We start from the raw sequence: 21,785 nt of genomic DNA on the forward strand, positions 1-21,785 counted from the left end.
GGCCTGACCCGGTCCGTCGGGCCGCCCATCCCAGGACGGGCGGCCCGGTGAGACCTCAGATCAGGTCGCGGCGACGGAACACGGCGAACGCCGCAGCGGTCAGCCCGCCGGTGAGCACGAGCAGCACCAGCAGCGACGTCCCCCAGCTGATCGTGTAGAACCCGTCGCAGTAGGGGCCGGAGCTGCCCACGCAGAGCTGTTCCTCGTAGAACCGCGCCCCGCCGTTGAGCCACGCCCCGATGTGACTGGAGAGCATGAACAGGTCCGAGTTCGGTGCGTCGATGATCTCCAGGACCAGCCGGGCGCCCAACTCCCAGACCACCACGTACGCGGCGAACGCGCCGAGCGCCGCCGAGGTGTGCCGGCCCAGCGTGGCGATCGCGAAGCCCAGCGCGGAGGCCAACAGCACCAGCACCAGGCCACGGCCGTGCACCGCGCCGAGTGAACTCCAGAAATCGCCGTCCAGCCGGCCCGGCAACCCGGCGGTCTGCCCGATCACCCAGAACGTGCCGAGGTAGGCCACCGACGCCAGCAGGGCCAGCACCAGCACCGTGCCGAGCAGGGTGCCCAGCTTGGTCGCGAGCACCGTCAACCGGCGCGGTCGCCAGAGCAGCAGGTTCACCACGCCGCCCGAGGTCAGGTCCGCGCCGATGTAGGAGGCGCCGACCAGGAACCCGAAGAGCACCAGGAACGCGATGAGGAAGTACAGCAGTGGCTGTGCCTGCTCGGCGAAACTGAACACACCCGGCAGGAAGTCGGCGGCGATCGGCAGCCGGTCCTGCCGGATCGGGTCGATCTCCGAGCAGTCGCTGGGGAAGTACTTCCCCGTGTCGTTGGCCGGGAGGGTGCTGTTCTGGCGGGCCAGGCACTCCTGGTGGGTCGCCTCCAGGTCGCGTCGCGCCTCGGCGGCCTGCTCCCGCGCCGAGTTCAGCTCACTGACGCTCGGCTTGTGGGAGCCGGCAAGGGTGGTCGCCGCCGTGACGGCGAACGCGAACACCAACAGGACGACCATGAGCTGCACGAAGCGACGCGCGGTCAGTCGCTCCAACTCGGCACGCACCAGGTTCACGCGTCCACTCCCCGATCGATCTCGATCACAGCTTCGCCCTGCGGCAGCGACGAGTCGTCGACCTGCCGGGGCACCGTCGGATGCTCGTTCGCGCCGGTCAACTCCAGGAAGACGCTCTCCAGATCCGGCCGGAGCGGCGTCAACTCGCCCACCCACAGACCCTGCTCACCGAGGACCCGGCTGACCACCGTCGGGTCGCTCACGCCGCCCACCACCAACGCCCCGCCGTTCACGACCGCCGTCAGCTCGGCCGCGTGCAGCAGCTCGACGGCCCGCTCCGGCTCGGCCACCCGGACCAGGAACTCGTGCCGGTCGTGGCCCGCCAGCACCTCGTCCACCCGGCCGGTCGCGACCCGCCGCCCCCGGGAAATGATCGTCACGTGGTCGCAGATCAGCTGGATCTCGCCCAGGATGTGACTGGACACCAGCACTGTCACCCCGCTGGCCGCCAACGACCGCATCAGGTCCCGCATCTCCCGGATGCCCGCCGGGTCCAGCCCGTTCGCGGGCTCGTCCAGGATGAGCAGCCGCGGGTCCTTCAGCAGCGCGGACGCCACCGCGAGGCGCTGCTTCATGCCCAGCGAGTAGCCCTTCACCCGCTCATCGCCGCGGTCGTGCAGGCCCACCAGATCCAGCACCTCGTCCACCCGCGAGACCGGCACCCCACCGGCCCGGGCCAACAGCCGCAGCGTGCGGTAGCCGGTGAAGTTGCCGAAGAACTGCGGGCTCTCCACGATGGCGCCGACCTGGCCCGCCACCCGGGGCAGCAACTCCGGCGACGGTTCGCCGAGCACCGTCATCCGGCCGCTGTCGGCGCGTACCAGCCCGAGCAGGGCCCGCAGGGTGGTGGTCTTGCCGGAGCCGTTGGGGCCCAGGAAACCGTGGACCTGGCCCGCCTCGACCAGCAGGTCGAACCCGTCCACCGCCACCCGTCGGCCGTTGCGCATGCTGTGGAAGGTCTTGCGCAGACCCTCGATCTCGATGACCGCGCTCATCCGCGCGGCTCCGTACGTCGACGGGGCATGGTCCGTCCTCCGGGCTGGGTGATCAACGACACGGCGCTTCACCCTATGGCTGAGGTGCCGCCCATGGGGGGCACCCCGGCGCTGCGTGGTTGGATGGTGCGGTGACTGGTGACCTGATCCCCGGCGCTGCCGGCGCCGCGCCTGCCGCCGCTCTCGTGGACCCGGATCTGGTGGTCAGCCTCGACGGCGTCGGTGTACGCCGCTCTGGCACCGCCCTTCTCCAGGACCTGACCTGGCGCGTCGAACTGGACGAGCGGTGGGTCGTGCTCGGCTCCAACGGCGCCGGCAAGACCACACTGCTCAACCTCGCCGCCGGCCGGCTGCACCCCACCACGGGTGTCGCGCACGTGCTCGGCGAGCGGATCGGCCGCACCGACGTCAACGAGCTGCGTACCCGCATCGGGCTCACCACCGCGGCGATCGCCGAGCGCCTGCCCGCCGACGAACGGGTCAGCGATGTGGTGGTGACCGCTGCCTGGTCGGTGGTCGGCCGCTGGCGGGAGAACTACGACCGTGGCGACGAGTCGCGGGCGCGGGCCCTGCTGAGTCAACTCGGCGTCGGTGGCCTCGCCGAGCGCCGCTACGGCACCCTCTCCGAGGGTGAGCGCAAGCGGGTGCATATCGCCCGTGCCCTGATGACCGACCCGGAGCTGCTGCTGCTCGACGAGCCCGCCGCCGGGCTCGACCTGGGTGGTCGGGAAGACCTCGTCGCCCGACTGGCCGAGCTGGCGTACGACCCGGACGCCCCGGCGATGGTGCTCGTCACCCACCACGTCGAGGAGATCCCGCCCGGGTTCACCCACGCGCTGCTGCTGCGCGAGGGTGGGGTGGTCGCCCAGGGCCTGCTCGCCGAGACGCTCACCGGTGACAACCTCTCCAAGACCTTCGGGCTGCCACTCGTGGTCGAGCGGTCGGGCGACCGCTTCACAGCTCGCGCCGCCTGAGCGTCGGACGGGCGGAGACGACAGTGCCGCAGACCCGGGTTGCCGTGGTGGGCAGCGCCAACATGGACCTGGTCGCGATGGCACCCGCGCTGCCGCGACTGGGCGAGACGATGCTCGGCACCGACTTCGTGATGGTGCCCGGCGGCAAGGGTGCCAACCAGGCCGTGGCCGCCGCCCGGGCCGGCGCCACCTGTGCCTTCCTCGGCGCGATCGGCTCGGACGCCTTCGGCGTCACCCTCAAGGCCCGCATCACCGCGGCCGGCGTGGACACCAGTCAGCTGCGCGTGGTCTACGGCGCCTCCGGGGTGGCACTGGTGATGGTCAACGCCCAGGGGGAGAACGCCATAGTGGTCACCCCCGGCGCGAACGACGCACTGGTCGGCCTCACCGAGGAGGAGCTGGCCACGGTGCGCGCTGCGGACGTCCTCGTCGCCCAACTGGAGATCCCGGTGCAGACCGTGACCGCCGCCGCGGTGGCCGCCCGCGACGCCGGCACCAGGGTCATCCTGAACGCCGCCCCGGCCCGGGACCTCCCGCCCGAACTGCTCGCCGCCGTGGACCTGCTGGTCGTCAACGAGGGCGAGGCGCAGGCGCTCGCCGGTCGAGGTCGGGAGGAGCCCCGTGCGCTGCTCGACCTGACCCCCCGGGCCGTGCTCACCCTCGGTGGCGAGGGCGCCTGGTACGTCGACCGGGACGGGGCCGAGGTGCACGTGCCGGCGGTACGCGTCGACGTGGTCGACTCCACCGCCGCCGGTGACGCGTTCACCGCCGCGCTGGCCGTCGGCTGGGGCGAGGGGCGCGACCTGGTCGACGCGGTGCGCTGGGCGTCGGCGGCCGGCGCCGCCTGCGTCCGCAAGCTCGGCGCGTCGGTGGCGCTACCGCGACGCGCCGAGATCGACGAGCTGTACGCGCCGGCCTGACCGTGTCGGCGTGTTACGCCCGCTGGCCCGCGCCGGTGCGGAAGGCCCGGCGGTACGCCGACGGTGAGGTCAGCATGACCCGGCCGAAGTGGTGGCGGTAGGTGACCGGCGTGTCGAAGCCCACCGCCCGGGCGACCTGCTCGACAGCGGTGTCCGTCTCCTCCAGCAGGGCCAGGCTGGCGCGGACCCGCTTGTCGATCAGCCATCGGATCGGGCTGGTCCCGGTCGCTCGGGCGAAGTGTCGCAGGTAGGTGCGGGACGACATGTGCGCCCGCCCGGCGAGCTGGGCCACGCTCAACGGCTCGGCGAGATGGGCGAGGGCCCAGTCGATGCTGCTCGCGATCCGGTCGTCGTCCGGGTCGGCGGGCACCGGCGCCTCGACGAACTGGGCCTGCCCGCCGTCGCGGTGCGGCGGGATCACCAGCCGGCGGGCAACCGCGTTGGCGATCGCCGCACCGTGGTCGCGCCGGATCACGTGCACGCAGAGGTCCAGTCCGGCCGCGCTGCCGGCACTGGTGAGCAGATCACCGTCATCGAGGTAGAGCACGTCCGCATCCACCTCGACCCGCGGGTAGCGCCGCGCCAGCAGCTCCGCGTACCGCCAGTGGGTCGTGGCCCGTCGGCCGTCCAGCAGCCCCGCGCCCGCCAGCGCGAACGCGCCCGAGCAGATCGACATTATGCGGGCACCGCGCCGGTGCGCCTGACGCAGCGCGGTTGTCAGTTCGGGTGACGGGTCCGCGGTCACGTCCGGCACGCCGGGAACGATCACCGTCCGCGCCGCCGCCAGCTCGGCCAGACCGTACGGGGTGTGCAGGCTGGCTCCGCCGACCACCGGCACCGGCCCCGGCTGCTCGGCGCAGATCACCAGGTCGTACCAGTCGACGTCGAACTCGGGCCGGGCCAGCCCGAACACCTCGGTGACGATGCCGGTCTCGAACACCGACATCCCCGGGTACGCGAGCACGGCAACCCGGTGCGCGGCCGCCGGTCGTCGGGGCGCTGGCAGCGGGCGCGGGCCGGTTGTCGTGGCCAGGATCGGCATGGCGGGATGTTAGCGCAGGACGGCGTTCCCGCCGCTCGTCCCGAGGCGACGATCTGGTGAGGATCGGTGCATGACCTTCACCTTCGCCGTACCGTCGGCCGACCCGGCCACCGCCGCCGCCTACTTCCGCAATCGGCTCAGCGTCGAGACCGACGTCAGTGACGTACACGCCGACCTGTCGGCCCGTACCCCGGGTCTGGTGGTCGTCGACTCCCGGGGCGCGGCCGCCTGGGCGCAGGGGCACCTCCCCGGCGCGGTGCACCTGCCCACCGACGAGATCGCGACCCGGGCGGCGGACCTGATCCCGCCGGGCTCGGCGGTGGTGACCTACTGCTGGGGTCCGGGCTGCAACGGCGCGACCCGGGCGGCGCTGGAGTTCGCCCGGCTCGGTCACCCGGTGAAGGAGATGCTCGGCGGGTTCGAGTACTGGGCGCGGGAGGGGCTGCCGGTGGTGACGGAGGCCGGGCTGACCCGGCGACCGGTCGACGACCTCACCGCGCCCACCACGACGATCACCTGCGACTGCTGATCCACGGCGGAGGCGGGCGAGGGCTCAGCCGACGGGCTCGTCGGCGAGCTTCTCGCCGCGTCGGCGCAGCATGCCCAGCCCCGGGATGCCGGCCACGGCGAGCTTGAGGTCGCGGGTCACGTCGAGCAGGTCGTGCAGGTCGGGCCCGACCCGGTCCAGCGTGGCCAGGATCGGCAGGATGTCGGCCGTCAGGTGTTCCTTGAGCTTGGGCAACTCGTCGATCAGGTGGATCGCCGCGCTGATCTCCTCGTGGCTCAGCTCCTCGACGAACCGCCCGGCCATCGGCGCGGCCCGGCGCAGCGCCGGCTCGTACGCCGCCAGCAGTTCGCCCGCCGCGGCGGCGGCCTCCGCCGCGGTGCCCACGGTGACGGCGGCGCGGCTCGCGACCCGGTCGGCCTCGGCGACCACCGTGCCCGCCGCCCGGGAGACCCGGTCGGCCTCGGCGACCACCACGGCGGCGGCGGTCGCCACCTCGGTGGCCGTGTCGATGGCGGTGGTCGCGGCGGCGCTGATCACGGCCACCTCGCGGACCGCCGTCTCGGCGTCGGTGAGCACCTGGTCGGTCCGCTCCAGGGTCGTCTCGATGCGGTCGACCACGCCGTTGATCCGGGCCAGCAGCGCCTCCACCCCGTCCAGCACCGCGAACGCGCGAGCGGGCACGGCTGCCATCGAGACGGCCGAGCCGAGCGCCTGGTCGAGAGCCGAGCGGGTCAGGCCGACCACGGCCGCCGGGGTGGGGAGAGGAATCGCCATGGGATCAAGTGTGCGTCGGCCGGGCCACAACCGCCCGACGGAGCCGGTCAGCCTGACTGTCGACCGGCGCGGGCGACCCGCAGCGCCCACCAGATCAGCGGCACCTGCAACGGCACCCGGCCGTACGCGATGGCCCGCTTCGTCGGGCGTCGGTGTCGCCAGTCCACCGCCATCTTCACGTTGGCCGGCAGTACGGCGACGAAGAGTGCGGCGGCCGCCCGACCACCGGCGCCCCGGGTGGACGGATGCGCCACCGCCGCCGCCACGGCCAGCTCGGCGACCCCGCTGGCGTACGTCCAGAATCGGGGCGGGCCGGGCAACGCCCGCGGCACGATCGGGTCGTAGACACCGGGGCGTACCAGGTGGGTGACGCCGGCCGCGGCGAGCAGGCCGGCCAGGGCGACGGCCTCGCGGCGGCGAGTGGTCATCGGTGGTCCCCCTGCTGTTCGACGGCACGCTGCACGGCCCGGTAGATCTGCCCGAACCGTAGCGCGTCCGGCGTACGCACCAGCAGATCCTCCCGGCCGTGGTGCTGTACCCACAGCTCGTGCACGTGGCTGCCACGCTCGTAGGAGCGGTCCAACCAGCCGAGCGGGATCTCCAGAAACGGCGCCAACGCGAGCGCCCCCACCGCGCAGGCGGCGAGAATGATCAGCGCCAGCTGCCAGTTGCCCCGGTCCTGTGCCGACCAGGCCAGTGACAGCACGCAGACCACGGCGACCAGCGGCGGCAGCGAGAGCAGGAGGACCAGGACACCGCGTCCCAGCACGCGGCCGCGTACGGCAAGGGTCTTCTGCCCCCGTGCATGCCAGACGAACGTCACGTCGGGCAGGGCGATCACGTGACCGCCCGCCCGGATCGACTCGGAGGTCACCTGCACCGCGTCGTCCCGGTAATAGAGGGTCATCACTAAGCCTAACCACCGGCAGGCAACCCTGGCCTCGGCGATCTTGGACGGTTTCCGTCAGGCGCTGACGGAAACTGTCCAAGATCTGTGAACGGCTAGCGGCGGATGCCGGGGCGGGACGGCTGGCTGTGCTCGACCGCGCGCTGCACCGCCCGGTAGATCTGCCCGAAGCGCAGCGCGTCACCGGTGCGCAGCAGCCGCACCGGCTGACCCCGCCAACGGGCCCAGATCTCCAGTTGGCGGCTGCCCCGGGCGTACGAGCGGTCCAGGTGTTCGAAGAGGAAGTCGGCGACCGGCCCGACGGCCAGCCCGACCAGCACCGACGCGCCGACGATCGCGATCGTCACGGTGGGTGAGCGGTGCAGCCAGACGGCCAGGCCGATGCCGAGCACCGCCGCGACCAGGGGGCCGGCGAGTGCCGCGCCGATCGCGCCCCGCCCCACCAGCACGCGCCAGGAACGGGTGCCACGGCGGTGCCAGATCATGGTGATGTCGGCCAGCGCATAGCTGCGACCGTCGACGCGGACGGTGCTGGAGGTGACCTGCACGAACCTGTCGTCGTAATACGTGATCATGGCTGGACTCCCGCCCACGGGGCTGACACCACACTACTTACCCAAACGAGCCGGGTCGTAAGGTTGGCACGCGACTTCGACGAGGAAGTGAGGGCAGCGTGGGCGAGTTCGTTCGGCTGGAGACCACTGACGGCATCGGCACGATCCGGCTGGAGCGGCCGCCGATGAACGCGCTCAACACCCAGGTGCAGGAGGAGTTGCGCGCCGCCGCCACGGCGGCCACCGCCGATCCCGAGGTCCGCGCCGTCATCGTGTACGGCGGGGAGAAGGTCTTCGCCGCCGGCGCGGACATCAAGCAGATGGCCGAGATGTCCTACGTGGACATGGCCGACCGGGCCGCGAACCTGTCCAGCGCGCTCGGCGCGATTGCCCGGATCCCCAAGCCGGTGGTCGCCGCGATCACCGGGTACGCCCTCGGTGGCGGTTGTGAGCTGGCGTTGGCCTGTGACTGGCGGGTGGTCGCCGAGGACGCCAAGCTCGGCCAGCCGGAGATCAAGCTGGGCATCATTCCGGGTGCGGGCGGCACCCAGCGGCTGGCCCGCCTGGTCGGCCCGGCCCGCGCCAAGGACCTGATCATGTCGGGTCGGATGGTGGACGCGCAGGAGGCGCTGCGGATCGGCCTGGCCGACCGGATCGCCCCGGCCGCCGAGGTGTACGACACGGCCGTCGCGCTGATCACTCCGTACCTCACCGGGCCGGTGCAGGCGCTGCGCGCGGCGAAGCTGGCGGTCGACGGCGGCCTGGACATGGACCTGAACTCGGGCCTGGCCTGGGAGAGTCAGCTCTTCGCGGCGCTGTTCGCCACCGACGACCGGCGCGAGGGCATGGCGGCCTTCGTCGAGAAGCGCAAGCCGGGGTTCACCGGCCGCTGACCGGTGGCGTCCGCTGGCCGGGACCACCATCGGACGGTCAAGTGACCGGCCGGTAACCTGTGATCCCGGCCACGGACGATGGGAGCGACATGACGGAGCGGATCGAGGGTCACGGCGGCGAGTTGGCGCTCGCGGCACTACGCGCGCACGGTGTACGGGAGATGTTCACGCTGTCCGGCGGGCACGTCTTCCCGCTCTACGACGCCGCGTACAAGACCGACTTCCCGATCTACGACGTCCGGCACGAGCAGTCCGCGGTCTTCGCCGCCGAGGCGGTGGCCAAGCTCCAGCGCCGTCCTGGCCTCGCCGTGCTCACCGCCGGGCCCGGTGTCACCAACGGCATCTCCGGCATGACCAGCGCGTTCTTCAACGCCTCGCCGGTGCTGGTGCTCGGTGGCCGTGCGCCCGCGTTTCGCTGGGGCTCCGGCAGCCTCCAGGAGATGGACCACCTGCCGCTTGTCGCCCCGGTCACCAAGCACGCCGAGACGGTGTTCAGCACCGACGACATCCCGCGTGCGGTGGGTGCCGCGCTGAACGCCGCGCTGACCCCGCACCGCGGCCCGGCCTTCCTCGACTTTCCACTGGAGACGGTCTTCTCGGTCGCCGAGGCCGAGGTGCCCACGGTGACGGGTGTCGACCCGATCGCGCCGGACCCGGAGGAGGTCGGCCGCGCCGCGCTGCTCATCGCCGGGGCGCAGCGGCCGGTCATCATCGCCGGCTCCGACGTGTACGCGGGCGACGCGGTCGCCGCCCTGCGCGAGGCGGCCGAGGCGTTGCAGGTGCCGGTCTTCACCAACGGCATGGGTCGCGGCTCGCTCCCGCCGGAGCACCCGCTCGCGTTCGCCAAGGCCCGTCGGGCCGCGCTCTCCGGCGCCGACGTGGTCGTGGTGGTGGGCACCCCGCTGGACTTCCGGCTCAGCTTCGGTGACTTCGGTGACGCCAAGGTGGTGCACATCGTCGACGCGCCGAGCCAGCGGGCGACGCACGTGCAGCCGGCCGCCGCCCCCGCCGGCGACCTGCGTCTGATCCTCTCCGCGCTGGCCGACCACTCCGGTGACCGGGCCGACCACGCCGACTGGATCGCCGACCTGCGCGTTGCCGAGGACGCCGCGAAGGCTCGGGACGCCGCGGAGATGGCCGCCGAGACCGACCCGATCCGCCCGGCCCGGATCTACGGTGAGCTGCGTCGGGTGCTCGCCCCGGACGCGATCACGATCGGCGACGGCGGCGACTTCGTGTCGTACGCCGGGCGGTACCTGGAGCCGGCCCAGCCCGGCACCTGGCTGGACCCGGGCCCGTACGGCTGCCTGGGCACCGGCATGGGTTACGCGATGGGCGCCCGGGTCAGTCACCCGGACCGGCAGATCTGTGTGCTGATGGGCGACGGCGCGGCCGGCTTCTCGCTGATGGACGTCGAGTCGCTGGTCCGCCAGAAGCTGCCGGTGGTGATCGTCGTCGGCAACAACGGCATCTGGGGGCTGGAGAAGCACCCGATGCGGGCCATGTACGGCTACGACGTGGCCGCCGACCTCCAGCCGGAGCTGCGGTACGACACGGTGGTCAGCGCGCTCGGCGGAGCGGGGGAGACGGTCGCCAAGGCGGCCGACCTGGGCCCCGCGCTCCAGCGGGCGTTCGACTCCGGAGTGCCGTACCTGGTGAACGTGCTCACCGACCCGACCGACGCGTACCCCCGGTCGTCGAACCTGGCCTGAGTCGCACCCACCGCCGCCGTCGCACCCGCGCCGGCGGCGGTGGCGCGTTCAGACCTCGGGTCGGTCACCCTCACGCGGCGGCTCACCGTCGCGGCGGCGCAGGTCGTCCTCGCGCCGACGCAGGTCTTCCTCCCAGCGGCTGAACAGCTCCTGGTCCTGCTGCTGGGCGCGTTCCTGAACGGAGCGCAGGAACTCCGGATCGTCGTCGGGGGCCACCGGCCGGGGGCGCTGCCGCTCGACGCCGCCGGGGCCGCCCGGCCAGCCCTTGCGGGCGCCAGGGTTGGGCTGCCGGCCGGCGACGAACCAGGCGATCGAGCCGACCAGCGGGAAGAACAGGATGATCAGCACCCAGGCGATCCGGGGTAGGGAGCGGATCTGGCCCTCCTCGGCGGAGAGACAGCTGATCAGTGCGCAGACCGCGAGGACGATCTGCACCAGGAAGAGGAGTACGCCAAGCCGGGCCATGCACCCATCATGGCTCACCGAATCCCGTCACCACAGTCCGCGGAGCACCAGCAGCACTCCCAGTAACGCCAGCACCACAGTACCCACCATGACCAGGGGCAGCGTCCGGCCGCCGGTGCGGGCCGGGCCGGTGCCGGTGCCACGGGGCCAGCAGAGCACCAGCAGGGCGCCCCACACCAGCACGGCCCCACCGGCGATCAACGCGCCGGTCGGGTCGCCCGTCGACGCCAACCGGACGGCGAGCGCGGTCACCAGTGTCACCGTGAGCAGGGTGCGCCGCCAGGCCAGCCGGGTCCGCTCCGGTTGCAGCCCCGGATCGCGTCCGGTGCTCACCGCCCGCCGACCGCCCGCATCAGGACGGCGACCACCAGCAGCAACGCGCCGACGCCGACGGCGAGGGCCAGGATGGCGGGGAACCGGGACGCGGGCAGTTCCCGACCGAGCCGGATGGCCCGTTCGGTGCGCGCCCAGTGGTCCACCGCGCGGATCGCGACAGCCGCGCCGAGCAGCAGCAACGCCACCGCGATCACCTCGCGCAGGTGGCTCATCGGCAGGGGTGGCAGGAACTGGGCGGCGGCCAACCCGCCACCGACAAGCGCCAACCCAGTGCGCAGCCAGGCGAGGAAGGTCCGTTCGTTGGCCAGGGAGAACCGGTAGTCCGGCGTCTCACCGACCGAGCCCAGCTCGGCCGGGTCGAACCACCGCCTGATCGCCTCCCACACAGTGGGAGATTATCCGCTTCCCATCCCGCTTAGCCTGGGCCGGTGACTGATCTCGACGTACAGACGCTGCGGACCGCCTACGACAACCAACTCCGCCCGGAGATCCCCGACCCGGTCCCGGCCGGGGTCACGGTGGAGCGGGACGGCCCGTTGGTCCGGATCCTCGGGCTCGACGCGGGAGGGTTCCTCACCTACCGCGACCTGGGCGGGTTGACAGGTGACGCGCTGGACGAGCTGATCGCCCGGCAGGTGCAGCTGTTCCGCGAGCGCGGCCAGTCGGTCGAGTGGAAGCTCAACGAGCACGACGAACCGGCGGACCTGGCGGACCGCCTGCGCGCCGCCGGCTTCGTGCCGGAGGACCGGGAGACCGTCGTGGTCGGCCCGGTCGCGCCGCTGGCCGCCGCGCTGCCGGTCGCCCCCGAGGGGGTACGCCTGCGTGAGGTGACCGCCCGGGAGGATCTGGAGCGGATCGCCGCCATGGAGGAGGAGGTCTGGCAGGAGGACCGCTCGCACCTGGTGTGGGGCCTGGCCAAGGAGATCGACGCCGACCCGCACTCGATCACCGTGGTGGTGGCCGAGGCGGACGGGACCGTGGTGAGCGCCGGCTGGGTGCGCTTCCCGGCGAACACCGGCTTCGCCACCCTCTGGGGTGGGTCCACCCTGCCGCAGTGGCGTCGCAAGGGCATCTACCGGGCGCTCGTCACCTACCGGGCCCGGCTGGCCGACACCCGGGGCCGGACGCTGTTGCAGGTCGACGCGTCCGAGGACAGCCGGCCGATCCTGGAGCGACTCGGCCTCGTCCCGATCACCACGACCACCCCGTACGTCTACACTCCGTGATCATGGAGCAGCGGTTGACGGACGAGGAGCGGCTGACCCTCAAGACCGGCGCCTTCGGCGCAGTCTTCCTGGTCTCCAACGCCGATCCGGGCGTCCTCGGGGTGATCCGGGAGAGCATCGCCGCGTCCGGTGCGCTGGCCGACGCCAGTGGCACGGTCAAGGAGGCGCTGACCACCGGCCCGCTGCCGCGACTTCCCCGGGACTCGCAGCTGGAGATCGAGTCGGTGGTGCTGCCGGCGCTGGGGCGGGCGGTGCGGATCCTGCGCGAGAAGTCCCCACGGGACGTGGCCGCGTACCGCGAGCTGGTGTTGGCGGCGGCGGATCGGGTGGCCCGGGCGCACGACGGGGTGGCGCCCGCCGAGGCGGCAGCCATCGACCAGATCCGGGTCGCGTTGGCCGAGCCGGCCTGACCGGCCGCACGTCGGTGAGCTGTGTCACTCTGAGTGCTGCGGGAGCGCAACCTACTGGCAGGTAACATTGCGCCGTGGGCAACTGCACAACCGCCCTCGGTTGACCTGGCGTCGACCGACGCGCGACGCTGCGCCCCAGACCGGGCGAGCGAATCGCATCACCACACAGGAGGGTCGTCGAAGCGCGATGAATATCGTCGTACTCGTCAAGCAGGTGCCTGATTCGGGCGCGGACCGCAACCTGCGCAATGACGACAACACCGTCGACCGCGGTTCGGCGAACAACGTGATCAACGAGATGGACGAGTACGCCATCGAGGAGGCGCTGAAGATCAAGGAGGCGCACGGCGGCGAGGTCACCATCCTGACCATGGGTCCGGACCGGGCGACCGAGTCGATCCGCAAGGCGCTCTCCATGGGCCCGGACAAGGCCGTGCACGTGCTGGACGACGCCCTGCACGGCTCGTGCGCCGTCGCCACCTCGAAGGTGCTCGCCGCCGCGCTCGGTCAGCTCAATGCCGACCTGGTCATCTGCGGTGCCGAGTCCACCGACGGCCGGGTCCAGGTCATGCCGCACATGATCGCCGAGCGGCTGGGCGTCGCGGCGCTCACCGGCGCCCGCAAGCTCACCGTCGACGGCGCGACGCTGACCGTCGAGCGGCAGACCGAGGAGGGCTACGAGGTAGTCACCGCCTCCACCCCGGCAGTGGTCTCCGTCTGGGACACGATCAACGAGCCGCGCTACCCCTCCTTCAAGGGCATCATGGCCGCCAAGAAGAAGCCGGTGCAGACGTTCTCGCTGGCCGACCTCGGGGTCGCGGCCGACGAGGTGGGCTTCGACGGCGCGACCAGCGCCGTCGTCGAGCACACCAAGCGCCCCCCGCGCTCCGGCGGCGCCAAGATCACTGATGAGGGCGAGGGCGGCGTCAAGCTCGTCGAGTTCCTCGCCACCGAGAAGTTCGTGTGAGAGGGGGGTTCTGACATGTCTGAGGTTCTCGTCGTCGTCGAAGCCACCAAGGAATTCGGCGTCAAGAAGGTCACCCTGGAAATGCTCACCCTCGCGCGTGAGCTGGGCACCCCGAGCGCGGTGGTGCTCGGCGGCGCCGGCGCCGCCGAGGCGCTGAGCGGCAAGCTGGGCGAGTACGGCGCAGAGAAGATCTACGCCGCCGAGGGTGACGAGATCGACGGTTACCTGGTGGCACCCAAGGCGACAGTGCTGGCCGAGTTGGTCAAGCGGGTGCAGCCGGCCGCCGTGCTGCTGGCGTCGGCGCAGGAGGGCAAGGAGATCGCCGCCCGGCTCGCCGTCAAGCTCGACAACGGCATCCTGACCGACGTGGTCGGCCTGGACGCCGACGGCACCGCGACCCAGGTCGCCTTCGCCGGCTCCACGATCGTCAAGTCCAAGGTCACCAAGGGCCTGCCGCTGGTCACCGTCCGGCCCAACTCGGTCACCCCCGCCCCGGCGGCGGCCACCCCGGCGATCGAGCAGCTCAGCGTGTCGGTCACCGACACCGACAAGCTGGCCAAGGTCGTCGAGCGGGTCGCCGAGCAGAAGGGCTCCCGCCCTGAGCTGACCGAGGCCGGCGTGGTCGTCTCCGGCGGCCGGGGCGTCGGCAACGCCGACAACTTCAAGCTGGTCGAGGAGCTGGCCGACCTGCTCGGCGGTGCCGTCGGCGCGTCCCGCGCGGCCGTCGACTCCGGCTTCTACCCGCACCAGTTCCAGGTGGGCCAGACCGGCAAGACGGTTTCCCCGCAGCTCTACGTCGCGCTCGGCATCTCCGGTGCCATCCAGCACCGGGCCGGCATGCAGACCTCGAAGACCATCGTCGCGGTCAACAAGGACGGCGAGGCGCCGATCTTCGAGCTGGCCGACTTCGGTGTGGTCGGCGACCTGTTCAAGATCGTCCCGCAGGCCGCCGAGGAGATCCGCAAGCGCAAGTGACACTGCGACAGGACAGTGGCCGCCCGTTCAACGGGCGGCCACTGCCGTGTTGGGAGCTGATCGGCGAGCCGGGGAGCTGAACCGGCCCGCCGATCAGCCCGTCAGGGTGCCCCTCAGCAGGCTGTCGCCGGAGTGGCGGGTGTTGTTGTCGTACTGCTCGGCGGAGACGTCGACCACCGAGTAGCTCTTGAGATCGACATTCGGGGGCAGGGGCAGCAGGGCGTCCGGGTCGCCCCCCAGGGTGCCGATCGAGAACATCTCCATCGTCGTCGGATTGATGAGCCAGACCTCGTAGTACCCCGGGACGCTCGGGAGATTCGCCACATGCAGATGTAGTTGGCCGTCCTGGAGAACCCGGGCGTCACCCTTGGCCGTCGGCGGCGTCGCCCCGTACGCCGCCAACGGCGCGCTCGCCACCACCACCGGCGTCGGGGTGGGCGTCGGATCGTCAGGGCGGAGCACGGAGACGGTGCCCACCACGCCGACCGCCGCGGCGGCGGCCGCGGTCACCGCGGTGGCCGCCCAACGGGACCAGCCCCGACCCCGGCGGGATCGTCGCGCCGGGTCCAGTCGGGTCACCGTCGACTCGGCCTCCGCAGCTCTGACCTGGGCTTCGATGCCTTGCCAGAGGTGCTCCGGCGGGTCGGGCAGGTCAGCCAGACCCTGCGTCTCGGTGCCGAGCCCTGCCACCCGCTCAAGGGTCACCAACTCCGTACGGCAGTGCGCGCAGGTGCCGAGGTGGGTGCTCTCCCCGTTGTCCGCCTCGCTCTCACCGAGCGCCAGAAATACCAGCCGGTCGTGGTCCAGGTGCTGCACCGTCCACCTCCCATCTGCGTTTCAAGCTCGCCATGCCGCGTCGGATGTGACTTTTCACAGTGCCCAACGGCACGCCTGTCACAGTGGCTATCTGCTGGTGCGTCAGGTCGTCGTAGAAGGCCAACTCCAGCATCCGTCGCTGGTCGTCCGGGAGTCGAGCCAGCTCGTCGGCGATCACCAACCGGTCCACCACGCGGTCCGGGTCCGGGTCGGTAGGCGCCGCTTCGGGCAACTGCCGGACCGTCTCCACCACCCGGGTCTCCCGGGCCGAGGCGCGCATCCGGTCGATCACCTTCCGCCGGCCGATGCCGAGCAACCACCCGATCAACGACCCCTTGGCCGGGTCGAACGTGTCGCGACCCAGCCAGGCGGCGACGAACGTCGCCTGGGTGACGTCCTCGGCGTCGCTGCGGTTCGCCAGCATGGACGTGGCCAGGTGGAGCACCGCACGACCGTAGCGGTCGTACGCCTCGCGCAGCGCCACGTCGTCGCCGGCGAGGAACCTGCGGTCGAGGTCGTCCACCGGAGGGTCCGGTTCCTGTCGTAGCGCCGTCATCGGGCGGCTCGCCTTCGATGGGGCATGCCCGACTGTAGCTGCCACAGTCTCCGCCCCACTTCCCCGATCGATGTCATCTCACCAGCTCTTCGTTCCACGAGCCCGTTGCGGATGCAGGTGGGGCCGGAAAAGAAAAGTGCCTCCGGGGCGCATCCACCCGTCCGGGAGCTGGCGTAACCCGTTCTGCAAGCCAGGCCTGACGAATCAGCACCAACTACCAGGAGGCAGACATGCAGCTCTCGTACTTCCGTCGGGTCGCCGCGGGCGGCGCGGTCGCCGCGCTGGCCTTCACCGGCGTCGGCGCGTTCACGGCCAGCCCCGCGTACGCCGCCACGTCGAAGGTCTCCGTCGTGCACGGCATCCCGGACACCCCTGTCGACGTCTACGTCAACGGGAAGAAGACGCTCGACAACTTCAAGCCCGGCGACGTCGCCGGCCCGCTGAACCTGGAGGAGGGCGACTACGACATCGCGCTCACCAAGCCGGGTGAGCCGATCGGCAGCGCGATCCTCACTGTCGACAACGCCGCGGTGCCGGGCGGTGCGAACATCAGCATCGCCGCTCACCTCGACGCCGCCGGCCAGCCGAAGATCACCCCGTTCGTGAACGACGTCTCAAACGTCGACGCCGGCAAGGCCCGGCTGATCGTCCGGCACACCGCCGCCGCCCCGGCGGTCGACGTCCGCGCCGGTGGCACCCCGGTCTTCGAGGACCTCACCAACCCGAACGAGGCCAAGGGCGACGTCGCCGCGGGCAACGTGAAGGCGGACGTGGTGCTGGCCGGCACCGACACCGTGGCCATCGGCCCGGCGGACCTCAACCTCAAGGAGGGCACCGCCACGATCGTCTACGCGATCGGCTCCGCCGAGGGCAAGACCCTCGACGTGGTGGCCCAGACCATCACCGGCCTGCACTCTGCCCCGGGCGGCGTGCCCAGCGGTGACGGCGGCCAGGCCGGCACGGGCGTGGACACCTGGTGGTACGTGCTCACCGGTGCCGGCGTGCTCCTGCTGCTTGGCGGTGGGGTGCGGATGGCGACCGCACGGACCGGCCGCAAGTGACGGTGCGCAACCGCGGCGCGCTGGCGGCCCTGGCCGCCGGCGTTGCCGCGCTCACCGTCGCCGCCCTGGTGGCGTGCGCCGCCCAGCCGGCCGGGACCGTGGGCGCCGAGGAGGCCAGCACGCTGGCCAGCGCCCCACCGACCGCCAGCAACGGCCCGTCCGTGCCGGTGACCGCCGGTGAGCTGCCCGCCGCCCCGAAGGCCATCCCGCCGGTACGGCTGCTGATCCCGGAGATCAACGTCACCGCCACCGTCAACGCGGTAGGCATCAACGAGCGGACCAACGAGTTCGAGGTGCCGCCGAGCGTCGACCAGATCGGCTGGTACCGCTACGGCCCCGGCCTGGAGGCGGACGCCGGCTCGGTGGTCATCGCCGGTCACGTGGACAGCGCCAAGCAGGGCAAGGGCGCGTTCTTCCGACTGCGGGAACTGGACCAGGGCGACACGCTGACCGCTACCGGCAGCGACGGCGAGGCTCGGCGCTACCGGGTCGTCGCCCGCGAGGAGTACGCCAAGACGAGGATCCCGCTGGACCGGTACTTCGCCCGCGACGGCAGGCCGCGGCTGACCCTGATCACCTGTGGTGGGCCGTTCGACGCCAAGGCGCGCAAGTACCGCGACAACATCGTCGTCACCGCGGTACCCGCCTGACCGGGCCGGGGGTGGGGACTCCACCCCCGGCCCAGTGCGCGCGGTCCCCTCCGGCATCCGGTCCCCAAGGTGTCAGCCGTACGCTGAACGGCGATGGCTTACCTGGATCACGCGGCGACGACTCCGATGCTCGACGAGGCACTGGAGGCGTACGTCGCTACCGCCCGCGAGGTCGGCAACGCGTCCTCCCTGCACGCGGCGGGCCGCCGTGCCCGCCGCCGGGTCGAAGAGTCCCGTGAGCGGGTGGCCGCGGTGCTGGGCGCCCGGCCCTCTGAGGTGATCTTCACCGGTGGTGGCACAGAGAGCGACAACCTCGCGGTCAAGGGCATCTTCTGGGCCCGCCGGGGCGCCGCCCCGGACCGGCGTCGGGTGGTCTCCAGCGCCGTCGAGCACCACGCCGTGCTGGACGCGGTCGACTGGCTGGCCCAACACGAGGGCGCCGAGGTCGGCTGGCTGCCGGTGGACGCCGTCGGCCGACTCGACCCGCAGGCTCTGCGCGCCGAGTTGGCCGCGCACGCCGACCAGGTGGCAGTGGTCACCGCGATGTGGGCGAACAACGAGGTGGGCACCGTCCAGCCGGTGGCCGAGCTGGCCGCCGTCGCCGCCGAACACGGTGTGCCCTTCCACACCGACGCCATCCAGGCGGTCGGTCAGGTGCCCGTCGACTTCGGCGCCAGCGGCGTCGCCGCGCTGACCGTCACCGGGCACAAGTTGGGCGGCCCGACCGGGGTGGGCGCGCTGCTGCTCGCCCGGGACGTGCCGGCCACGCCGCTGCTGCACGGCGGCGGCCAGGAACGCGACATCCGATCCGGCACCCTGGACACCGCCGGCATCGTCGCCTTCGCGGTCGCCGTGGAGACGGCAGTGAAGGGCCAGCAGGAGTACGCGGCCCGGGTGGCCGCGCTGCGCGACGACCTGATCGAGCGGGTTCGTCAGGCGGTGCCCGAGGTGATCTACAACGGCGACCCGACCGACCGGCTGCCCGGCAACGCGCACTTCTCCTTCCCCGGCTGCGAGGGCGACGCTCTGCTGCTCCTGCTCGACGCGCAGGGGATCGCCTGCTCGACAGGTTCCGCCTGCTCGGCCGGCGTGGCCCAGCCCTCACATGTGCTGCTCGCGATGGGCGCCGACGACGACCGCGCCCGGTCCTCCCTGCGCTTCACCCTGGGCCACACCAGCACCCAGGCCGACATCGACGCCCTGATCGCGGCCCTCCCGGCAGCGGTGGACCGAGCCCGCCGAGCCGCAGCCCTCCGCAACCCCCGCTGACCCGGACCCATCCCCGCGATCTTGCGGCTTAGGTTGCCCGTTCGCGTCTTACGCGGCATATGTCGCCGCGGAAAGTGCAAGATCGCGTGGGTGGGGCGGGTGGTGCGGGGCACGGGTTCGGGGGGTTTTCCGGGCTGGTGGATAGGGTTGTCGTGGGGACCGGGAAGGGAGTGCGTCGGTGAGGGTTCTGGCGGCGATGTCGGGCGGGGTTGACTCGGCCGTGGCGGCGGCGCGGGCGGTGGCGGCCGGGCATGACGTGACAGGCGTGCACCTGGCGCTGGCCCGCAACCCACAGACCTATCGGACCGGGGCGCGCGGCTGCTGCACCCTTGAGGATTCCCGGGACGCCCGGCGGGCGGCCGACGTGATCGGCATCCCGTTCTACGTGTGGGACATGGCCGACCGCTTCCACGAGGACGTGGTCGACGACTTCGTCGCCGAGTACGCCGCCGGCCGTACACCGAACCCCTGCCTGCGCTGCAACGAGAAGATCAAGTTCGCGGCGGTGCTGGACCGGGCGGTTGCCCTGGGCTTCGACGCGGTGGTGACCGGGCACCACGCCCGCCTCGGCGCGGACGGGCTGCTGCGACGCAGCGTCGACCTGGCCAAGGACCAGTCCTACGTGCTCGCCGTGCTCACCCGCGAGCAGCTCGACCGGTCGATCTTCCCGCTCGGTGACTCGACCAAGGCGCAGGTCCGGGCGGAGGCCGCCGACCGTGGCCTGGCGGTGGCCGACAAGCCCGACTCGCACGACATCTGCTTCATCGCCGACGGGGACACCCGCGGCTTCCTGGCCGGCCGGCTCGGCGAGGCGCCCGGCGACGTGGTGGACGCGTCCACCGGCGCGGTCGTCGGCAGTCACAGCGGCGCGTACGCGTACACGGTGGGGCAGCGTCGCGGCCTGCACCTGGACCGGCCCGCCCCGGACGGCCGACCCCGCTACGTGCTCTCCATCACCCCGAAGACCAACACGGTGACTGTCGGCCCGGCCGAGGCCCTGGAGGTGTCCGACGTGCACGCCGTACGCCCGGTCTGGACCGGCGGCGCACGTCCGGACGCGCCGGTCGAGTGCGAGGTGCAGTTGCGCGCGCACGGCGACGTGGTGCCGGCGACCGTCGCCCTCGACGGTGACCGGCTGCACGCCGAGCTGCGCCGACCGGTACGCGGCGTCGCCGCCGGTCAGGCCGTGGTGGCGTACCGCCCGGACCCGGCCGGCGACGTGGTCCTCGGCTCCGCGACCATCACCGGCTGACCGCACGGCCCGGGTGTTCGCGGGATAGCCTTCGCCCGTGACAGATCAGGCGTGGCCCTGGCCGGCCGGCGCGGCAACCGGAATTGGTTCGCTGCCCGGCACCGACATCGGCGAGGCTCAGCGGGTGGTCCTCGGTGAGCTTCCCGAGCTGCCCCACCTGCCCGAGCTGCCAGCCCGTGGCCCCGGCGCCGACATAATCGGCCGGTCTGCCGGGCTGCTCGTCGAACTGCCCGTCGAGGTGTACGCGGGGCGGTGGCGGGTCGCCCCACGTCCGGGCCGCGACCTGCGCCGGGCCCGCGACCTGATGGAACGCGACCTGGACCAGCTCGCCGAGCAGGCCGAGGGGTACGCCGGACCGATCAAGGTGCAGGCCGCCGGCCCGCTCACGCTGGCCGCCTCCCTGGAGTTGCCGATCGGTGGCCGACTGCTGCGCGATCCCGGTGCGGTCCGTGACCTGAACGGCTCCCTCGCCGAGGGGTTGCGCGGGCACGTCGCGGCGGTCGCCCGGCGGTTGCCCCAGGCGTCGGTGCTGCTGCAACTGGACGAACCGTCACTGCCGACAGTGCTGGCCGGGCGGGTGCCGACCGAGAGCGGGCTGGGCGCGTACCGGGCGGTCGACTCGGTGGACGCCGCCGCCCTGCTGCGCACGATCGTCGAGACGGTCGGCGTGCCGACGCTCGTACACTGCTGCGCCCCGGACGTGCCGCTGGAGCTGATCCGCTCCACCGGCGCCGTCGCGGTCGCCCTCGACCTGGACCTCGTCACCAAGCTCGACCCGCTGGGTGAGGCGCTCGACGCCGGCCTCGGGTTGCTGGCCGGGGCCGCGCCGACCCGGCCGCCGTCGGCCGGTGGCGCGCCGACCTCCGCACAGATCGCCGATCGGGTACGCCAGCTCTGGGACCGCCTCGGCTTTCCCCGTCGGCAACTCGCCGAGCAGGTGGTGGTCACCCCGGCCTGTGGCCTCGCCGGCGCGACCCCGCAGTACGCCCGAGCGGTGCTCGCCGCGTGCCGGGACGCCGGTCGGCGCTTCGCCGAGGACTGAGGTTTCCTGTCGTACCTGGTGGGCAGGATGACGGTCATGATTGGACAGCTGCGTTCAGTGGTGATCGACTGCCCGGACCCGCGGGCGTTGGCGGCGTTCTACGCCGAGCTGCTCGGCGTGCCCCTCGCCGAGGACGAATCGGAGGGCGACTGGGTGGTGCTGGGCGGCCCGCTCGGTCACCAACCGCGCCTCGCCTTCCAGCAGGCGCTCAACCTGCGGCCGCCGGCCTGGCCGGATCCTGAGCGCCCGCAGCAGTTCCACCTCGACGTGACGGTGGACGACATCGAGGCGGCCGAGAAGGCGGCGCTCGCGCTCGGGGCTCGGCGACTGCCGGGTGAGGGCGAGGGCTTCCGGGTCTACGCCGACCCGGCCGGCCACCCGTTCTGCCTCTGCTGGGACTGACCCCGCCACG

The 21,785-nt window shown here is 72.3% G+C and carries 27 protein-coding genes; 15 read left to right on the forward strand and 12 right to left on the reverse strand.

Features of this window, described 5'->3' with window-relative positions:
• Nucleotides 1-55: 55 nt before the first annotated feature.
• Both ACQP0U_RS06150 and ACQP0U_RS06155 read right to left on the reverse strand, forming a co-directional pair.
• The gene (locus tag ACQP0U_RS06150) at nucleotides 56-1,069 is read right to left on the reverse strand and encodes an ABC transporter permease subunit (protein WP_433316539.1); all 1,014 of its coding nucleotides are present in this window, start codon (nucleotides 1,067-1,069) and stop codon (nucleotides 56-58) included.
• Entirely contained in the window at nucleotides 1,066-2,064 is a 999-nt protein-coding gene (locus tag ACQP0U_RS06155; RefSeq protein WP_433316541.1) for an ABC transporter ATP-binding protein, read from the reverse strand. Before ACQP0U_RS06155 ends, ACQP0U_RS06150 begins: the two co-directional genes overlap by 4 nt.
• Before the next feature lie 131 nt (nucleotides 2,065-2,195).
• Between ACQP0U_RS06155 and ACQP0U_RS06160 the strand changes: the two genes are divergently transcribed.
• Nucleotides 2,196-3,038: an ABC transporter ATP-binding protein gene (locus ACQP0U_RS06160; RefSeq protein WP_433316542.1), complete on the forward strand. Its 843-nt coding sequence runs from the start codon at nucleotides 2,196-2,198 to the stop codon at nucleotides 3,036-3,038.
• Nucleotides 3,039-3,061: 23 nt separating this feature from the next.
• Nucleotides 3,062-3,958, forward strand: coding sequence for a ribokinase (locus ACQP0U_RS06165; protein WP_433316545.1), 897 nt, complete (start codon nucleotides 3,062-3,064; stop codon nucleotides 3,956-3,958).
• Between the two features lie 13 nt (nucleotides 3,959-3,971).
• Here ACQP0U_RS06165 and ACQP0U_RS06170 read toward each other — a convergent pair whose 3' ends face one another.
• On the reverse strand, nucleotides 3,972-4,904 hold the full coding sequence (locus ACQP0U_RS06170; RefSeq protein WP_433320649.1) for a helix-turn-helix domain-containing protein: 933 nt from the start codon (nucleotides 4,902-4,904) through the stop codon (nucleotides 3,972-3,974).
• Between the two features lie 166 nt (nucleotides 4,905-5,070).
• Between ACQP0U_RS06170 and ACQP0U_RS06175 the strand changes: the two genes are divergently transcribed.
• Nucleotides 5,071-5,529: a rhodanese-like domain-containing protein gene (locus ACQP0U_RS06175; RefSeq protein ID WP_433316547.1), complete on the forward strand. Its 459-nt coding sequence runs from the start codon at nucleotides 5,071-5,073 to the stop codon at nucleotides 5,527-5,529.
• A gap of 24 nt (nucleotides 5,530-5,553) precedes the next feature.
• Here the strand turns inward: ACQP0U_RS06175 and ACQP0U_RS06180 are convergent, their stop codons facing one another.
• The 4 genes from ACQP0U_RS06180 to ACQP0U_RS06195 all read right to left on the reverse strand — a co-directional run bounded on the left by ACQP0U_RS06180 (nucleotide 5,554) and on the right by ACQP0U_RS06195 (nucleotide 7,764).
• A complete protein-coding gene (locus tag ACQP0U_RS06180; protein ID WP_433316549.1) occupies nucleotides 5,554-6,282 on the reverse strand; it encodes a hypothetical protein in 729 nt (242 codons plus the stop codon).
• Between the two features lie 47 nt (nucleotides 6,283-6,329).
• Nucleotides 6,330-6,710 (reverse strand): hypothetical protein, encoded by a 381-nt coding sequence (locus tag ACQP0U_RS06185; protein WP_433316551.1) that lies wholly within the window; start codon nucleotides 6,708-6,710, stop codon nucleotides 6,330-6,332.
• Nucleotides 6,707-7,189, reverse strand: a complete 483-nt coding sequence (locus tag ACQP0U_RS06190; RefSeq protein WP_433316552.1) for a DUF6232 family protein — start codon at nucleotides 7,187-7,189, stop codon at nucleotides 6,707-6,709. The genes ACQP0U_RS06185 and ACQP0U_RS06190 overlap by 4 nt, the downstream gene beginning before the upstream one ends.
• 95 nt (nucleotides 7,190-7,284) lie before the next feature.
• Nucleotides 7,285-7,764 (reverse strand): DUF6232 family protein, encoded by a 480-nt coding sequence (locus ACQP0U_RS06195; protein ID WP_433316554.1) that lies wholly within the window; start codon nucleotides 7,762-7,764, stop codon nucleotides 7,285-7,287.
• Nucleotides 7,765-7,862: 98 nt separating this feature from the next.
• On the opposite strand from ACQP0U_RS06195, the gene ACQP0U_RS06200 reads away from it, so the two are divergent.
• Complete coding sequence (locus ACQP0U_RS06200; protein ID WP_433316555.1) at nucleotides 7,863-8,636, forward strand: enoyl-CoA hydratase/isomerase family protein; 774 nt, start codon at nucleotides 7,863-7,865, stop codon at nucleotides 8,634-8,636.
• Nucleotides 8,637-8,725: 89 nt separating this feature from the next.
• Nucleotides 8,726-10,348 carry an acetolactate synthase gene (locus ACQP0U_RS06205; protein ID WP_433316556.1) on the forward strand — a complete coding sequence of 541 codons (1,623 nt, stop codon included), beginning with the start codon at nucleotides 8,726-8,728 and terminating at the stop codon, nucleotides 10,346-10,348.
• Nucleotides 10,349-10,396: 48 nt separating this feature from the next.
• On the opposite strand, the gene ACQP0U_RS06210 is transcribed toward ACQP0U_RS06205, so the two are convergent.
• Genes ACQP0U_RS06210 through ACQP0U_RS06220 form a run of 3 tightly spaced genes read right to left on the reverse strand, consistent with a single transcriptional unit; the run spans nucleotide 10,397 to nucleotide 11,535 of the window.
• Nucleotides 10,397-10,813, reverse strand: coding sequence for a PLD nuclease N-terminal domain-containing protein (locus tag ACQP0U_RS06210; RefSeq protein WP_433316560.1), 417 nt, complete (start codon nucleotides 10,811-10,813; stop codon nucleotides 10,397-10,399).
• A 27-nt stretch (nucleotides 10,814-10,840) separates the two neighbouring features.
• Nucleotides 10,841-11,146: a DUF202 domain-containing protein gene (locus ACQP0U_RS06215; RefSeq protein ID WP_433316562.1), complete on the reverse strand. Its 306-nt coding sequence runs from the start codon at nucleotides 11,144-11,146 to the stop codon at nucleotides 10,841-10,843.
• A complete protein-coding gene (locus ACQP0U_RS06220; protein ID WP_433316564.1) occupies nucleotides 11,143-11,535 on the reverse strand; it encodes a YidH family protein in 393 nt (130 codons plus the stop codon). The genes ACQP0U_RS06215 and ACQP0U_RS06220 overlap by 4 nt, the downstream gene beginning before the upstream one ends.
• Before the next feature lie 42 nt (nucleotides 11,536-11,577).
• Between ACQP0U_RS06220 and ACQP0U_RS06225 the strand changes: the two genes are divergently transcribed.
• The 4 genes from ACQP0U_RS06225 (at nucleotide 11,578) to ACQP0U_RS06240 (ending at nucleotide 14,727) form a co-directional block, all read left to right on the forward strand.
• Complete coding sequence (locus tag ACQP0U_RS06225) at nucleotides 11,578-12,375, forward strand: GNAT family N-acetyltransferase (RefSeq protein WP_433316565.1); 798 nt, start codon at nucleotides 11,578-11,580, stop codon at nucleotides 12,373-12,375.
• Complete coding sequence (locus ACQP0U_RS06230) at nucleotides 12,372-12,785, forward strand: hypothetical protein (protein WP_433316567.1); 414 nt, start codon at nucleotides 12,372-12,374, stop codon at nucleotides 12,783-12,785. The genes ACQP0U_RS06225 and ACQP0U_RS06230 overlap by 4 nt, the downstream gene beginning before the upstream one ends.
• A gap of 187 nt (nucleotides 12,786-12,972) precedes the next feature.
• A complete protein-coding gene (locus ACQP0U_RS06235) occupies nucleotides 12,973-13,752 on the forward strand; it encodes an electron transfer flavoprotein subunit beta/FixA family protein (protein WP_433316569.1) in 780 nt (259 codons plus the stop codon).
• Between the two features lie 15 nt (nucleotides 13,753-13,767).
• Nucleotides 13,768-14,727, forward strand: coding sequence for an electron transfer flavoprotein subunit alpha/FixB family protein (locus ACQP0U_RS06240; RefSeq protein WP_387167849.1), 960 nt, complete (start codon nucleotides 13,768-13,770; stop codon nucleotides 14,725-14,727).
• A 93-nt stretch (nucleotides 14,728-14,820) separates the two neighbouring features.
• Here ACQP0U_RS06240 and ACQP0U_RS06245 read toward each other — a convergent pair whose 3' ends face one another.
• Nucleotides 14,821-15,543 (reverse strand): anti-sigma factor, encoded by a 723-nt coding sequence (locus ACQP0U_RS06245; RefSeq protein WP_433316571.1) that lies wholly within the window; start codon nucleotides 15,541-15,543, stop codon nucleotides 14,821-14,823.
• On the reverse strand, nucleotides 15,497-16,099 hold the full coding sequence (locus ACQP0U_RS06250) for an RNA polymerase sigma factor (RefSeq protein ID WP_433316573.1): 603 nt from the start codon (nucleotides 16,097-16,099) through the stop codon (nucleotides 15,497-15,499). Before ACQP0U_RS06250 ends, ACQP0U_RS06245 begins: the two co-directional genes overlap by 47 nt.
• Before the next feature lie 230 nt (nucleotides 16,100-16,329).
• On the opposite strand from ACQP0U_RS06250, the gene ACQP0U_RS06255 reads away from it, so the two are divergent.
• The 6 genes from ACQP0U_RS06255 to ACQP0U_RS06280 all read left to right on the forward strand — a co-directional run bounded on the left by ACQP0U_RS06255 (nucleotide 16,330) and on the right by ACQP0U_RS06280 (nucleotide 21,775).
• On the forward strand, nucleotides 16,330-17,160 hold the full coding sequence (locus ACQP0U_RS06255; RefSeq protein WP_433316575.1) for a DUF4397 domain-containing protein: 831 nt from the start codon (nucleotides 16,330-16,332) through the stop codon (nucleotides 17,158-17,160).
• Complete coding sequence (locus ACQP0U_RS06260; RefSeq protein WP_433316577.1) at nucleotides 17,157-17,810, forward strand: class F sortase; 654 nt, start codon at nucleotides 17,157-17,159, stop codon at nucleotides 17,808-17,810. The genes ACQP0U_RS06255 and ACQP0U_RS06260 overlap by 4 nt, the downstream gene beginning before the upstream one ends.
• A gap of 93 nt (nucleotides 17,811-17,903) precedes the next feature.
• Nucleotides 17,904-19,079 carry a cysteine desulfurase family protein gene (locus ACQP0U_RS06265; RefSeq protein WP_433316579.1) on the forward strand — a complete coding sequence of 392 codons (1,176 nt, stop codon included), beginning with the start codon at nucleotides 17,904-17,906 and terminating at the stop codon, nucleotides 19,077-19,079.
• A 178-nt stretch (nucleotides 19,080-19,257) separates the two neighbouring features.
• Nucleotides 19,258-20,331, forward strand: coding sequence for a tRNA 2-thiouridine(34) synthase MnmA (gene mnmA / locus ACQP0U_RS06270; protein ID WP_433316581.1), 1,074 nt, complete (start codon nucleotides 19,258-19,260; stop codon nucleotides 20,329-20,331).
• A gap of 37 nt (nucleotides 20,332-20,368) precedes the next feature.
• Complete coding sequence (locus ACQP0U_RS06275) at nucleotides 20,369-21,373, forward strand: methionine synthase (RefSeq protein WP_433316584.1); 1,005 nt, start codon at nucleotides 20,369-20,371, stop codon at nucleotides 21,371-21,373.
• Between the two features lie 36 nt (nucleotides 21,374-21,409).
• Nucleotides 21,410-21,775, forward strand: coding sequence for a VOC family protein (locus tag ACQP0U_RS06280; RefSeq protein ID WP_433316585.1), 366 nt, complete (start codon nucleotides 21,410-21,412; stop codon nucleotides 21,773-21,775).
• Nucleotides 21,776-21,785: the final 10 nt, after the last annotated feature.

The sequence above is a fragment of the Micromonospora sp. CA-269861 genome, assembly GCF_050948505.1.
GTDB lineage: Bacteria > Actinomycetota > Actinomycetes > Mycobacteriales > Micromonosporaceae > Micromonospora.